Origin of the sequence: Exiguobacterium sp. s124, from assembly GCF_018617485.1 — a bacterium.
Lineage (GTDB): Bacteria > Bacillota > Bacilli > Exiguobacteriales > Exiguobacteriaceae > Exiguobacterium > Exiguobacterium aestuarii.
This window is the reverse complement of the sequence record NZ_JACSKH010000001.1, coordinates 410617-424775: the sequence shown is the minus strand read 5'-3', so window position 1 is coordinate 424775 and position 14159 is coordinate 410617. Positions and strand designations below refer to the sequence as shown.

The window sequence follows — 14159 nt, the reverse complement described above, 5'->3', positions numbered from 1 at the left end:
CGTACCTTACAAAATCCTTACATGATATCCTTATGAGGGAGGTGATGACGATGGAACAACCACGGATTCTCATCGTGGATGATGAACAAGACTTGTGTACGTTGATTCAACGTGCACTTGAGAAAGAGGGATTTAAAGAGATTCGAACTGCCCACACGTTGAAGGAAGGGTTTGACGTGTTCGAGACGTTCCACCCACATTTGGCCATTTTGGACGTCATGCTACCGGACGGAGAAGGCTATCAACTCTGCCAACAGATGCGAGCGCACTCGAATATCCCCATTCTCTTTCTATCTGCCAAATCGGAAGAGGTCGATAAATTGCTCGGTCTTGCTATTGGCGGGGATGACTACATCACGAAGCCGTTCAGTCCAAAAGAAGTCGCTTTCCGCGTCAAAGCGCAACTTCGTCGAGTATCGATGATGGAAGCACCGATGCCCGAGACGACGACCATCGGACCGTTCCAAATGAATGAAGATGAGACAGAAGTATATGTGAACGGAGAGCGATTGGAATTGACGGCGAAGGAAGTCGGTCTCCTCGCCTGCTTTTTACGAAATCCGAATCGGATTCTCAGCAAAGAGACATTATTCACCCAAGTATGGGGCGAATCATTCTTTGGTTCGGATAACACGGTCATGGTCCATATCCGGCGTTTGCGAGAAAAAATCGAGCCGAATCCTTCTGCCCCGACCTATATCAAGACGGTCAAAGGTCTCGGTTACCGGTTGACGGTATAAGGAGCGTTTATGATGAAATGGAAACTGACCGGTCGCTATTTATTGTCGATTGTATTGATTGTCGCCATTGTCGTCTTTCTGAACATCGCCATTCTATTTGGACTTCTCATCAATGACCGAACAGGACTCGACGATGTGGAAAGCAACTCTGGGGAAACCTTTACCCGTAACTTCAGCACGTACTTATCACTTGAAGATGGAGAACCCGTCGTCTCAACAGCAGGTCAGGAGGCGCTCGAGCAGTATGGGGCGTTCATCCGCTTTTTAGATGAAATGGGCCGGGTCGTGAGTGAAGTCGATGCACCGAGCGGACTACCGGATGCCTATTCGCCGATTGAACTGATTCAAATCTATAAATATATGGATGACGAGCTTCGACTCTATTTCATTGGAGAATATGAATCCTACAGTTATCTAATCGGTGTGCCAGAGGCGAGTGAACGCCGGGTGCTCTTCATGTTAGATGAACAGGCGGTCCTTTCCTATATGTCGAAGGCGTTTCTATGGATCCTCGTCGTCGATTTGCTCGTTGCCGCATTGATCGGTCTCTTGTTCAGTTCTAGATTGACCCGCCCTGTCTATCGATTGACGGAGCGAATCCAACAATTGAAGAGACGAGATTTCTCTCGATCTGAACCGAAGCGTGTCGGCATCTATCGTCCTGTCTTCCATGACTTGAATGCGGTCTCCGAGACACTCACGACGTACGAACGACAACGCGAAGAACTCGATGATCGACGGAAAGAATGGATGAGTAACGTGTCCCATGATTTGAAGACACCGCTTGCCTCGATCCAAGGATACGCCGAGTTGTTGGATGACGATTCGTTGGACGAAGCGGATCGTAACCAATATGTACACGTGATCGAGCGCCAAGCCAAGTATATGAAAGAATTGCTCGACGATTTCAACTTGACGATGCGACTGCAGCACGGCGACTTCCCGCTTACTTTAGAAGAGACACGCCTCGAGCCATTCGTTCGAGAAGTCATCATTGACGTGTTGAACGACCCACGGTTCAGCGATCGCCACATCGAATTCGAAGCAACAGAGGCGGCGACCGTATCACTCGATCGTCACTTTATGAAACGCGCCCTGCTCAACTTCCTATATAACGCCCTCCTTCATAATGATGAATCGGTCATCGTGACGGTTCGGGTCGATGAAGACGTCGTGACCATCCAGGATGATGGGAACGGGATCGCCGAATCCGAATTGCCGTATATATTCGAACGCTATTATCGGGGAACGAACACGGATGATGCTCGTGGGAGTGGTCTCGGAATGGCGATTTCACGGGATATCATCGAAGCACATGGTGGGAAGGTCAAGGTAGAAAGTAGTCAAGGACAAGGGACGACCATCCGAATCATCTTCACACCATAACAAAAAGGGACGCGCTCAGGCATCCCTTTGCTGTGTCGTATAATGATCAATCCACGATTCGAGTTCCTCGAGCGGCAACGGTTTAGAGAAGTAATACCCTTGCATCTCGTCACAGCCGAGTTCACGTAACGCGTGCCACTGCTCGATGGTCTCGATTCCTTCACAGACGGTCTTTAAATTCAACCCTCGTGCGAGGTCGACAATCGACTCGACGATGACGTTTCCGGTCGGGTCGTTCTCGGTCACTTGGATGAACTGACGATCAATTTTAATCTCATGAATCGGATAATGTTTCAAGTAGACGAACGCCGAGAATCCAGTCCCGAAGTCATCGATTGAAATCGAAAATCCTTCTTCACGGAACGCGACGAAACGGTCGATGACATGCTGCTGATTTTCCATTCCGACACTCTCCGTGATCTCAAGCGTCAAATAGCTCGTACAGACACCTTCTTCACGGGCGATTTGGGCAAACTTCTCGACGACCCCTTCGGACAAGAAGTGACGTGCCGACAAGTTGAGGGCGAGTGAGTACCATTCTCCTCGGTCATGCCACCGTTTGAGCTGACGACATGCCGTCACGAACACCCACTCTTCTAAGTCAATGATGACCCCGGTCGATTCGGCGAGCGGGATGAAGTCGAGCGGTGGAACGAGACCTCGCTCGGGATGATTCCAGCGCATCAAGCCTTCGAACCCTCTCAACGCACCGGTCATCGCATCGATTTTCGGTTGATAATACAACATGAATTCATTTCCTGCGAGTCCACTCCGTAAATTCATCTCTAAAATCAATCGGTTCGCCGCTTTCGTCCCCATTTCTTCTTCATAGAAGACGATCGCGGCCCGTTGAAACGCCCGTTCACTTGCGGCAATTCGTGCCCGATGAACCATTTCAAGCGTCGTGATGTCCTTTTGCTCAACAGCGATAAACGCGCTCATCGTCAAAATGACTTCTAATTCATCGACAAGAAACGGATCACGCACGAGCACCTCACATAACTCATCAGCAACGGCATTCAGTTTGATTCGATCCCCATACGGTAACCAAATCGCAAATCCTGACTGCGACATGCGACTCAATTTTGACTCATCTACATAACGACGCAGGCGATTGGCGACTTCTCGGACGATTTCATCTGATTTCTCAATACCAATCGCATCTTCGACCGACCGAAAATCGTCGACTTTTAAATAGACTAAAGCGCCCAGTTGTTTCGATTGTAGCTGACGCTCTTCATCCATTTTCTCGATGAAGCCCGTATCTTTTAATAGACCCGTCAATTCATCGATATAGGCTAGACGACGAATGTGTGTATCGACCGCCTGTCGGTCGAGTCGGAAGTAGAGAATCGCGATAAAGTCTGTCAGTGTACTGACAATCAATTCTTCGAGATAGGTCCATTCCCTTGGTGAAAACGTCTCACAACAAATTACACCTTTAACACGATTGTTTGCATAGATTGGAGCATCGAGCATCGATTGGATTCGTTGTCCTTCTACGAAATAATCCGTGTACAGTTCCTTCACCCATGGATGATTCCGAACGTCCTCAAATGCGAGCACACGATCCTTCTGCAACGCATCAAAGTAGTCCGGGGCGAGTTCACGATGAACCGTCAATTTAGGATAATGTGTCCCTGATTCATGAGAATAGGCGACTTGGCATGAAATTGCTCGATATGACGCATCAAAATACCAAATCGACACCGTATCGACCGCTAGCATATCGGCGACAATCTCACACATATATCGGGTTGCCTCTTGTACTGTCTCTTCAGTCACGATTGGCATGCGTACGAGCTCGAACAGTTTCTCTTGATGTTTACGATATGTTTGGTTTGAAAAGTTCTTCTCGACCATCAGTCTTCTACCTCATCATTTTTGAATTTGACCTTATAATAGCATGAATTTTTTTATTTCACGTTTTCCAAAATTCAACAGAAAGTCAATGGTTACCTAGACATTACATTTTTTAAAAAATCAACTTGAATTAAGCATACTAAAAAAAATATTGACCCTTTTTGCGAAACGGCATTTTGAAAATATCGTCAATTTCATTGCGGCTCAAATTGCATAACAAGTACAATAGAATGGAAATGTATTGATACGCCTGTAAACCATCACCATAAGTTGTTCGAGAAAGGAAGTGGCTTCATGAATCAAAAATCTGTTCTCACCTACTCAGTCGCAGCAATTGCAGCAGTTAGTTTTCTTGCCCAAGCAGATGAGGCTTCTGCCGCAAGCACACATACGGTGCGATCCGGTGACTCATTGTGGTCCATCAGCCGTTCCTATAATCTTTCTATATCAACTCTAAAATCATTGAACAATCTGAACTCGGATGTGATTCGAGTAGGACAGACTCTCAAGCTGTCTCAAGGCTCTTCTAGTTCAACATCTGGTTCATCGTTAACACCGTCGAGCACAACGAAAATGACGACAACCGATGCATTGAATTTACGCTCGGGTGCCGGGACGTCTCATCGGATTCTGTTGACGATTCCAAAAGGAAAAGTAGTCACGCCAATCCAAACGAACGGCACGTGGACAAAAGTGAGCTACGGTGGCCAAACGGGCTGGGTGCACAACGGATATTTGAAAAAGACTTCTACCTCAACAACACCCGTACCGACGACACCGCCTAGCGTGACGCCTAGTACGTCGACCGCTAAAACAACAGTCAATTTGAATCTCCGTGCTTCAAATTCGACAAATGCGAGTATACTTCTGACCATCCCAAAAGGAAAATCAGTCACGATCTTAAAGCGGGAGGGGTCTTGGTCACAAGTTAAGTACGGGACACGAACAGGTTATGTCGCCCATACATATTTAACGACAACAGGATCAGCGACACCTTCAACACCAACCGTACCTAGTACGCCTAGTACACCAACTGAAAACTCACTTGATCAACAGTTCGTTACAACAGCAAACTTGAATATGCGTAAAGGGGCCGGGATTGGCTATGCGCTCGTCGCGACAATCCCGAACGGTACCACTGTTAACGCTACGAAAAAGTCAGGTGGCTGGTACTATGTCACGTATAACGGAAAATCTGGATATGTCAGCGCAGGTTACTTAAAGCAAACAACGACCACTCCAACCGAACCAATTGCTCCAAATGATGGAGATGCCGGAGCCGGAAACGCTGAGGTTGACTATGTCGTTAACACCCCATCATTAAACGTCCGTTCGAGCGCCACGACAAACTCATCAATAATAGGAAGTGTCAAGGCAGGTCAGACTTTGCGTGTCGTTCAAACTTCAAACGGTTGGCATCAAATTTATTACGGGAATACGACCGGGTTCGTATCTTCCTCTTATGTTAAGTCGGTCTCAAAAAATTCAACTGAATCTCCATCTTGGGTCGAAGGAACATATGATCAACATTCTTTTTATACGTATCGTCCGACCGTCATTCGCGCTCAGGCAAATGAGTCAAGTCAAGTTGTCGGTTCTACCGTCAGAGGAGAACTTTTAAATGTAATCGGTGAAACATCAACCCATTATCGGACATCAGCCGGCTACATCCACAAGTCCTATGTCACTCAAATCAACGGTCAAAGTGCCCAAGCTACACGACTTGCCACGATTGCGATTGCTCAAAAATATGTAGGATCTCCTTATGTATGGGCTTCGTCTAGTCCAGCAAACGGAGGATTTGATTGTTCTGGTCTTATTTACTATGTATTTAATCAAGCTGGTGTCTCTATTCCGAGAACAAACGTATATAATTATTGGACCGGGTCTTATTTTGGCCAACAGTTAAGTACATCATTTACTCCAAAAGCAGGTGACCTTGTGTTCTTCGAGAACACGTACACAGCTGGTCCATCTCATATGGGTATTATGATTGATGCAAATACGTTCATTCATTCCGGTTCTTCAGGACTCGGCTACAATAAAATTCAAGAACCGTATTGGCAATCACGCTTAATCGGTTATAAACGACCGTGACTTTTGTCACGCTACAAAACCCGACGAAAGTCGGGTTTTTCTTTCGTTTTGCAGGAATTTCATCTCACGACCCGAATTCGGAAGTATGATGAAGGAAAAAAGGAGGTGCAGGATGGGGCAACCCCGTTTTGCTAAAATTCCATACCGTACCTACACGATGGCACTGGCAATCGCTTGTCTCATCGGTGTCCTGTTATTCGGACTCGGGACGAGTTATTACTGGCATGAAAAACAAGAAGCGATTGACAAGACGATTACGAACTTGAATCAGGCAGCGAACCTGGCTGGTGTCGAAGCGTATGTCACCTTGTTCGAAGCGGCGACTCGATATGAGGAGCAATCGAACCAGGCGACATCATTCCTGTCCACCCCATATAAGGAACGCGTACTTCAATACAATGAACGACTACAGAAAGACTTTGAGTCCGGAGTGAACGAACGAGAACGAAAGACACTTCAAACATTCTCGAACGAATTAGAACGTATTCTCGATGCAGAAGAGTTCGAAGCAGTCCCGTCTGACGTCATCAGTTCAATCAATCGCCGCTGGCTCTATCAGGCGCTTGAACAAACTAATCAACCGAATGCGACATATGAGCTGACGGATGCAATCATGCGGATGCAGTCGTTGCTCACGCGCAGTGGTGATACATTGTTTCAAGAGCCGATTGACGAGGACCAATTGACAAGCACCGTTGATTTGATCGTCAATGAAGCGACAATCATTCAAAAAATCATCAATCAAAACGAATCACTGCAAATAAAAGCGGTCATCGATGTGGCGGAGAGCGGTCAGTCATTTGCCAATATGGCAAGTAGTGAAGCTTCTCTTGAAGCTCGTTACGTCAATTCAACGAACGTCTATGAAGATGCATACGCTGCCCTTCGCTCGATTCGTTCTACGTCTGAGACGATGTTACGAGAAGAGAGTAAACATTATCGAATCCTTGCCACGACATCATTTGTTGTGACGCTCTTCTTATCGCTCGGACTCATTTTTCTGCTCTACTATACACGAAAACGATACAATCACGACTTGGCACATCTGAAGGCACGTGCGCTCGCCATCGATCCGAGTTTAGATCCGGTCGAAGCGACGTTCCCGAAAACACACGATTTTCGTGGAATCGAGGACGAACTCCGTGAGATTGCGGCAAGTGTTCATTCCACCGTCCACGAGCTCGAAAATCGTTCCCAGGAACTCGTACGCTATCACGAACGTTGGTCTTCGCTCTTCTCTGAGACGGGACTCGCCATCGCTTTAATGGACGACTCGTATAATCTGATGGAACGAAACGAGATGTTCCGTCAATTTTTTGGAGACCGAAACTTATATGAAATCAATCAACTGTTCACCGAAACTGGACGCCGTTTGTTCGAACAAGCGCTCGAGGGTGTAGCTGATCAAGGAACGAGCGCTCAGTTCATCATTCATTTAAAGGGTGAACACACCAGATATTTGAACATCAAACTGACTCCGCTCAAGCGGGAAGAAAAACTGACGTATTATTTGATTGTCGAAGACGAGACCGATCGAGTCGAACGAGAACGAAAGGTCGACCGACTCGTCCGCTTCGATTTAGCGACCAATCTCTATAACGAGTATGGATTCATCCAGAAGTGGGAGCGACAAGAGATTGAAGGGGCGTTCATCCTCATCCGAGTGCACGACTATCATCATCTCGTCGACTGGTACGACCCTGCCTATGCGGACCTCCTCATGACTGAGTTTGCACGTGCTGTCGAAACCCGTTTATCCAAATATGCGCACCATCTCTTCGGTCGATATCGGGATGACATGTTCATGCTATACGTCAAAGGGTTCACTGCTGAGGATGAACATGAACTGATGGAACTGTTCCCAACCGAATTGATTGTCAACTACAAACGACAAAACGTGCACATCCAAATTGGTGCGACCGAGACGAAACCTGCATATAACGATTGCTTGTTCGAGGCGATGAAAGCCTTGCAACACGCGAAAGAGACACGCACGCCCTCGGTTTGGTATGACTCGGATATCTTGGCTCAGATGCAACTCGCCGCCATAATTGAACAGGCGCTTCCCGATGCGATTCGAAAAGGTGAGTTGACGGTCGCTTATCAGCCACAAGTCGAACTAAAAACAGGACGCGTTGTCGGAGCGGAAGTGCTCGCCCGATGGACTCATCCAGAAATCGGGGTCATTCCTCCGAACGAGTTCATTCGCATCGCTGAACGATCTGATCAAATCCTTTGGTTGTCACACAACATCCTCGACCTGACGATTGAACAGCTCGTCGCATGGCAAGGAACGATATTTGAAGACATCTCCTTATCGTTCAACTTGTCGGCCCACTCCGTCGATCCATCGATTGTGACAAAGCTTCGTGATTCGATTGAATCGTATCCATGGTTACCGGACCGCTTGAAAATTGAATTGACCGAGTCATCGGATATCATGTCGTATGCGAGTGAGCTAGAGCGCTTGGAAGATATCGCCGACCTCGGGTATTGCCTCTCGATTGATGACTTCGGTACGGGGTACGCCTCATTCGAAGCGATTTGGCATTTACCGATTCAGGAAGTGAAAATCGACCGTATGTACGTAAGTGGAAAAGCGAAAGAGAGCACGTCTTTCTTACGTGCCGTCTCGCGCTTTGCGAACGAGCAAGAGCTCACCGCTCTCGCTGAAGGGATCGAGACCGAGAGTGACTTATCGCGGATGATCCGTGAAGGGGTCGAACTCGGACAAGGCTATTACTTCTCACCCGCTCTTGATGCGGTTTCATTTGAATCATGGGTCAACACGAAGGGACACTCGAAATGAGTGTCCCTTTCTTCAGCGAGAACGAATGTCCTTATATAACTCCCTCGTCGCTTCTGCCGAGGACTGATTCAGATAAATCGGTTCTTCCGACCAATCGAGGCGAATGACCGGCTTGACATCACGGTCGATAAAGAGAAGCACATCCTCCCCTGCCTCCGTCCGAAAATGCCCCGTCAGACGTGAGCCTGAATCCGCCCCGTTCGTCCGCCGAGCGATGTCTGGTAACGTCGTCCACGTCACGTCCTCAAGTTCATCAAACGGGATCTCACGTCCGTAGCTCCCTTCAATGACAATGGTGGAGTCTGTCACAGTCACGTCGGTCGGTTGACTGAACCAAAACAGGAGCGCTGGCACGCCGACGAGCAAGACGACGGAGACGATGACAATCGGGATAAGACGTTTTTTCCCACCCGGTCTTAAACCTCCGGATTCGTCATAGATATTGCCGTCATAGCGTTGCATACGCCAAAGCATCACAACAATGAAGACGATGATGACCAAGAAGAACGGGGCAAGCGGGATATCCAATTCAAATCCCTCGATGAGCGCAATGATGAGAAAGATCGCACCAATCCCGTAACACATCCAAGCAACAAGACGCGCCACTTTTTTGATATTCACCCGGTCCTTCTTCTCTCTCGACATCGTATTGTATCCTGAAATCAAATCGTGCCATCCGAGCCGGTCTACTGCGAAGCCTAGCGTGATGACGATGATGGCAACCAATACAAGAATCCACATCTGCCTCCCCTCCTCATCTTCATTTACGTCAAAAGTCTCGCAAAAGATTCACCCCACACAAAAAGAGGACCGCTCATCGAAACGGTCCTCTGAAAAATCAATTGGATGTCGGCGTGTTGGACGGACGTTGCATCCGACCAATGCCTTCGTACGAAACGTCACCTGGGTCACGCGCAAATTTCCACGCATTCCGCGCATCGAGTAATCGACGTTGGCGCATACCTGAGAAGGCCTCGGGTGCCAAGTTGACGAGCTCCTCCCATTCCGTGACGAGAATCGCATAATCCGCACCCTTCAAAGCTTCTTCTACAGAAGCCGCTTGTGGGTATTCCCACGTGGCGATCGGATCATAACCGATGACCTCAACATTTCGGGCGACCATATGGTGTGCGAGTAGAATCGACGGCGCATCCCGCATATCATCCGTTCCTGGTTTGAACGCCAGACCGAGAATGGCGACACGCGTCTTAGGCTCTAGATGAAGTTTCGATAATACGTACTCTGCTTGTGTATCATTCACTTTCACTGCCGCCTTGATGACGCGAAGATTCACGTCGTTTTCTTTTGCGACATGAAGAAGCGCATCCATATCTTTCGGGAAACAAGAGCCCCCATATCCGATTCCAGCATTGAGGAACGAGCGTCCGATGCGAGGATCGAGTCCCATCCCATCTGCAATCGTCATGATGTCCGCACCTGCCTCATCGGCTAGACGAGATAAGTCGTTCATGAAGCTGATCTTTGTCGCCAAAAAGGCGTTCGAGGCGTATTTGATGAGCTCGGCATTGATCGGCGTCGTACAGATGAGCGGAACACCGAGTCGACCATAAATCCCCGCTAATTCCTCGGCGACTTCAAGATCCTCACATCCAATGACGACACGATGTGGTTTCATCACATCTGCGAGGGCGCGCCCTTCTTGTAAAAACTCAGGTACAATCGCAAACGTATGAGACGGATACATGATTTTCAACAAATCCGTCGTGCCAGGTGGGACCGAGCTACGAATGACAACTTTGTGCTTCGTCTTTAATTCTGAAAGAGCCGTTTCGATATAAAAGAGGTCACAACTTCCATCAGGCTTACTTGGAGTGCCAACTGCGAGAATTAAATAGTCGACGTGCTCCGTATTTGCGATTTCGTCGGTCAACGTGATTTGATCGGCGTGCTCTTGTAACACGTCCGCCATGCCCGGTTCGTGGAATGGAGGATGACCACTCTTCAGGAGACCTAACTTCCCTTGGTGCGTCTCGACCCCGATGACCTCATGACCCGCTTTGGCCAATCCGCATAGTGTCGCCAATCCGACATATCCTAAGCCTATAATTCCAAATTTCACATCAGTTCCTCCTTCAATCATCTTTCCTAAGCGTAACCAAACACACTCAAGAAGTGAAGCTTCTAACACTCTCTCGATGTTCTTTGCTATAATGAGTCAAAATGATGGGTGAAAGGACAAACCGCATGGGCTTAATCGCTTTCTTTTTGGTGACTTTATTAGTTTATTTTTGGCTTCCAGTCCGGGGGGGACTGAAAACCTTTCTACTTGTATTGATGATGGTGAGTGGTTGGCTTTCGATTTTTGAACTGGTTTCAATCTTAGAAGCTCAGCCATGGATATTCGCACCAATCTTGATTGTTATCATATCGGTGATTTGGAAAGTACAGCGCGATCGAAAACAGCAAATGAAGAGAAGTGTTTGACCTCGGTCGGGCGCTTCTTCTTTTTGTCCTATTCGAGAAAGCTTGTAAAATTCCTTCTCGTGATACATGAATACGCTGTGAACAACTTCTATTCCTCTATAGAACAAGATGAATTGTTCTAGTACTCAGACGCGTCATTCCTAACCTAAAATATTACCTATTTTTGAAATAGATAATCGTAAAACAAGATCAACATCTAGTATAATGTAGAAATATCCATATTATTTTATACGAATTCCCTTGTCCGCACATGTGTTATTTTTCGATAGAGAGGAGCCAGCAAATGACCTTTTATCTACTAGAATTCGCCCCTTGGATTGAACCAATGGCTCAGTTTGTTTTTTGGTACCCATTTGTAATGGCTCTATTTTGGATTTCGGGCGCTTTATTATTTAGTGTGACCCGAGAACGAGAGAAAGAATTGGATTTATTCGAACGAGAATGGCCACTGATTAGTATTCTGATTCCATGTTATAACGAAGCGGAAACGATTGAAGAAACGATTACCTATCTCAATCATCTCACATACCCCAACCTAGAAATGATTGCGGTAAATGACGGAAGTTCCGATGATACCGGGAAAATATTAATCGAATTGGCAGATAAACATGAACGTCTCCGCGTCATTGATTGTCATGAAAACCGTGGAAAAGCCAATGCGCTACATATGGCCGCGCATGCCGCTCATTCCGAATATTTGCTTTGCGTCGATTCAGATGCGTTTTTATCAGAGGAGGCGCCTTACTACCTCGTGCGTCACTTCCTTGAAAAGGGAGAGCGTGTCGGTGCAGTGACGGGTAACCCTCGTATTCGAAACCGAGACACGCTACTCAGTCGGATGCAAATCGTCGAGTATGCTTCCATTATTGGTTCAATCAAACGGACGCAACGTGTCATGGGTAAAATCATGACCGTCTCCGGGGTCATCGTGATGTTCCGGAAGAAGGCATTGCTCTCTGTCGGATTATGGGACCGCGACATGATCACTGAAGATATCGCCGTCTCTTGGAAGCTCCAACGAAAGTTTTGGGATATTCGTTACGAACCACGAGCACTTTGTTGGATGCTTGTACCTGAATCACTATCCGGCATTTGGCGACAGCGCGTTCGTTGGTCTCAAGGTGGACAAGAAGTCGTCTTACGTCACTTCGACATTTTCAAAGATTGGCGACAACGCCGAATTTGGCCGGTCTATATTGAACAAGTCATCAGTGTCATTTGGGCTTATGCTTGGCTCATCGTCACGCTCTATCTACTCATCACGGCTGATACGATCCAAGACATGCTGATTTGGTTCACATATAACTCGTTCGCTCTCGTGTTGATCAGTCATATTCAATTAATCATCTCTCTTTGGAATGATGCGAAATACGATAATGTATTCCGCTACTATGTATGGGCCGCATGGTATCCGGCTGTTTATTGGATGCTCAATACGTTTGTCGTCATCGCAGCCACACCGAAAGCGATTCGTTCAACTCTGAAAGGAGGATATGCGACATGGAACTCTCCCGATCGCGGAACGAGACGGAGCAGCTTATAGGAGAAGACGTCCTCATCAAGACGAAGCGCTCTTTCATTCGATCGTTCATTGAGATTTTGCTGACTATCGTCTTTTGGGTATATACGTTCGTAGTCACTTGGTTTTTCACAAGTGCACTTCTCAACCAAAATGACCGTTACATCGCAACACTCAAGTCTGCGCTAAACGTGACCAATACAGATATTCGGGATTTGATCAGTTTTGGCGTCCTGGTCATGATCAGCTTATCCATTTTACTTTTTGTATGGCGAACCTATAACAAGAAAAGATATGGCCCACTAAAACGTCGAAAACCTCCTGTACCGACCACCATCGAAGACTTGAATAATCTCGGTCTAATCGATGCTTCGATAATTGAAAGGCTACAACAAGACAAAGTCATCATCTTTGAAAAAAATCCTGTCAAGGAGCTCGACGAATGAAACATTGGTTCAAATGGGCAATTGTACTGGTCGTCATACTGTTCACCGTCTGGAAAGTACAGGACATCATGTCCAACGACTCAGAGGTACCCGACCCTGAGCTTCTCGCAAAGGAGGGCGTCTGCCTCGCTCTGAATTATCATCGGATCAAGACACCGAATGTATGGAATAAGGCGGTTGAAATGATTTCCAAATCTGATAACCTGACCAAATACAATGTGTATGCAGACGAATTCGAGGACCAAATCAACTGGCTCAAACAACAAGACGTTCACTTCGCAACAGCAGAAGAGTTGGCAGGATACGTTCGCGGTAACCCGATACCTGACAACTGTATATGGCTATCCTTTGATGATGTGGACCATACCGTATACGAGAATGCCTACCCGGTTTTAAAAGAAATGCAAGTCCCGTTCACATTATTTGTCATCACAGGACATGTCGGCGAACGCTTTCAAAATTTAGAACTTTCGACATGGGATGAATTGAGGGAGATGAACGAGAGCGGGTTTGCCGACTTCGGTTCTCATACACATGACTTCCATTACATCGAGGATGGGCAGGCGACATTTTTGAATCCGACTCAACACGAAGCGTTTCGGGAAGATCTCAGCAAAAGTCGTGAGACGCTTCAGGCAGAACTAGGGGTGAACGTGACCTCGATTGCATACCCATTTGGAGAGACTGATGATGCGGTGACGGCCGTCGCGCAGTCTGAAGGCTTCACCGATGCTTTCATCTTGAGCCCGAACCCGATCACGAATGAAAATTCGCCTCTCTTCATTAATCGGTACTTACTCGACAAACAACTATTCGACAAATTCGTTAAACCATACTTTACATCAAAATAAGAC

The 14159-nt window shown here is 47.0% G+C and carries 11 protein-coding genes; 8 read left to right on the top strand and 3 right to left on the bottom strand.

Features of this window, described 5'->3' with window-relative positions:
* Nucleotides 1-50 precede the first annotated feature (50 nt).
* Nucleotides 51-740, top strand: a complete 690-nt coding sequence (locus KNO85_RS02225; protein WP_214786567.1) for a response regulator transcription factor — start codon at nucleotides 51-53, stop codon at nucleotides 738-740.
* Nucleotides 741-752: 12 nt separating this feature from the next.
* Complete coding sequence (locus KNO85_RS02220) at nucleotides 753-2126, top strand: sensor histidine kinase (protein WP_353047803.1); 1374 nt, start codon at nucleotides 753-755, stop codon at nucleotides 2124-2126.
* A 15-nt stretch (nucleotides 2127-2141) separates the two neighbouring features.
* Here KNO85_RS02220 and KNO85_RS02215 read toward each other — a convergent pair whose 3' ends face one another.
* On the bottom strand, nucleotides 2142-3989 hold the full coding sequence (locus tag KNO85_RS02215) for a sensor domain-containing phosphodiesterase (RefSeq protein ID WP_214786563.1): 1848 nt from the start codon (nucleotides 3987-3989) through the stop codon (nucleotides 2142-2144).
* A 294-nt stretch (nucleotides 3990-4283) separates the two neighbouring features.
* Here KNO85_RS02215 and KNO85_RS02210 point away from each other — a divergent pair, with 294 nt between their 5' ends.
* Together KNO85_RS02210 and KNO85_RS02205 are read left to right on the top strand one after the other, a co-directional pair.
* Nucleotides 4284-6086: a C40 family peptidase gene (locus KNO85_RS02210; RefSeq protein ID WP_214786561.1), complete on the top strand. Its 1803-nt coding sequence runs from the start codon at nucleotides 4284-4286 to the stop codon at nucleotides 6084-6086.
* A gap of 112 nt (nucleotides 6087-6198) precedes the next feature.
* A complete protein-coding gene (locus KNO85_RS02205) occupies nucleotides 6199-8895 on the top strand; it encodes an EAL domain-containing protein (RefSeq protein WP_214786559.1) in 2697 nt (898 codons plus the stop codon).
* A gap of 12 nt (nucleotides 8896-8907) precedes the next feature.
* On the opposite strand, the gene KNO85_RS02200 is transcribed toward KNO85_RS02205, so the two are convergent.
* Complete coding sequence (locus tag KNO85_RS02200; RefSeq protein ID WP_214786557.1) at nucleotides 8908-9636, bottom strand: DUF3784 domain-containing protein; 729 nt, start codon at nucleotides 9634-9636, stop codon at nucleotides 8908-8910.
* Between the two features lie 97 nt (nucleotides 9637-9733).
* The gene (locus tag KNO85_RS02195) at nucleotides 9734-10975 is read right to left on the bottom strand and encodes a UDP-glucose dehydrogenase family protein (protein WP_214786554.1); all 1242 of its coding nucleotides are present in this window, start codon (nucleotides 10973-10975) and stop codon (nucleotides 9734-9736) included.
* A 104-nt stretch (nucleotides 10976-11079) separates the two neighbouring features.
* On the opposite strand from KNO85_RS02195, the gene KNO85_RS02190 reads away from it, so the two are divergent.
* The 4 genes from KNO85_RS02190 to KNO85_RS02175 all read left to right on the top strand — a co-directional run bounded on the left by KNO85_RS02190 (nucleotide 11080) and on the right by KNO85_RS02175 (nucleotide 14156).
* Entirely contained in the window at nucleotides 11080-11340 is a 261-nt protein-coding gene (locus KNO85_RS02190) for a hypothetical protein (protein WP_214786552.1), read from the top strand.
* A 283-nt stretch (nucleotides 11341-11623) separates the two neighbouring features.
* Nucleotides 11624-12883 carry a poly-beta-1,6-N-acetyl-D-glucosamine synthase gene (gene pgaC / locus KNO85_RS02185; protein WP_214786550.1) on the top strand — a complete coding sequence of 420 codons (1260 nt, stop codon included), beginning with the start codon at nucleotides 11624-11626 and terminating at the stop codon, nucleotides 12881-12883.
* Nucleotides 12841-13305 carry a poly-beta-1,6-N-acetyl-D-glucosamine biosynthesis protein PgaD gene (pgaD, locus tag KNO85_RS02180; RefSeq protein ID WP_214786548.1) on the top strand — a complete coding sequence of 155 codons (465 nt, stop codon included), beginning with the start codon at nucleotides 12841-12843 and terminating at the stop codon, nucleotides 13303-13305. Before pgaC ends, pgaD begins: the two co-directional genes overlap by 43 nt.
* Nucleotides 13302-14156, top strand: coding sequence for a polysaccharide deacetylase family protein (locus KNO85_RS02175; protein WP_214786546.1), 855 nt, complete (start codon nucleotides 13302-13304; stop codon nucleotides 14154-14156). The genes pgaD and KNO85_RS02175 overlap by 4 nt, the downstream gene beginning before the upstream one ends.
* The last annotated feature ends 3 nt before the right edge of the window (nucleotides 14157-14159 follow it).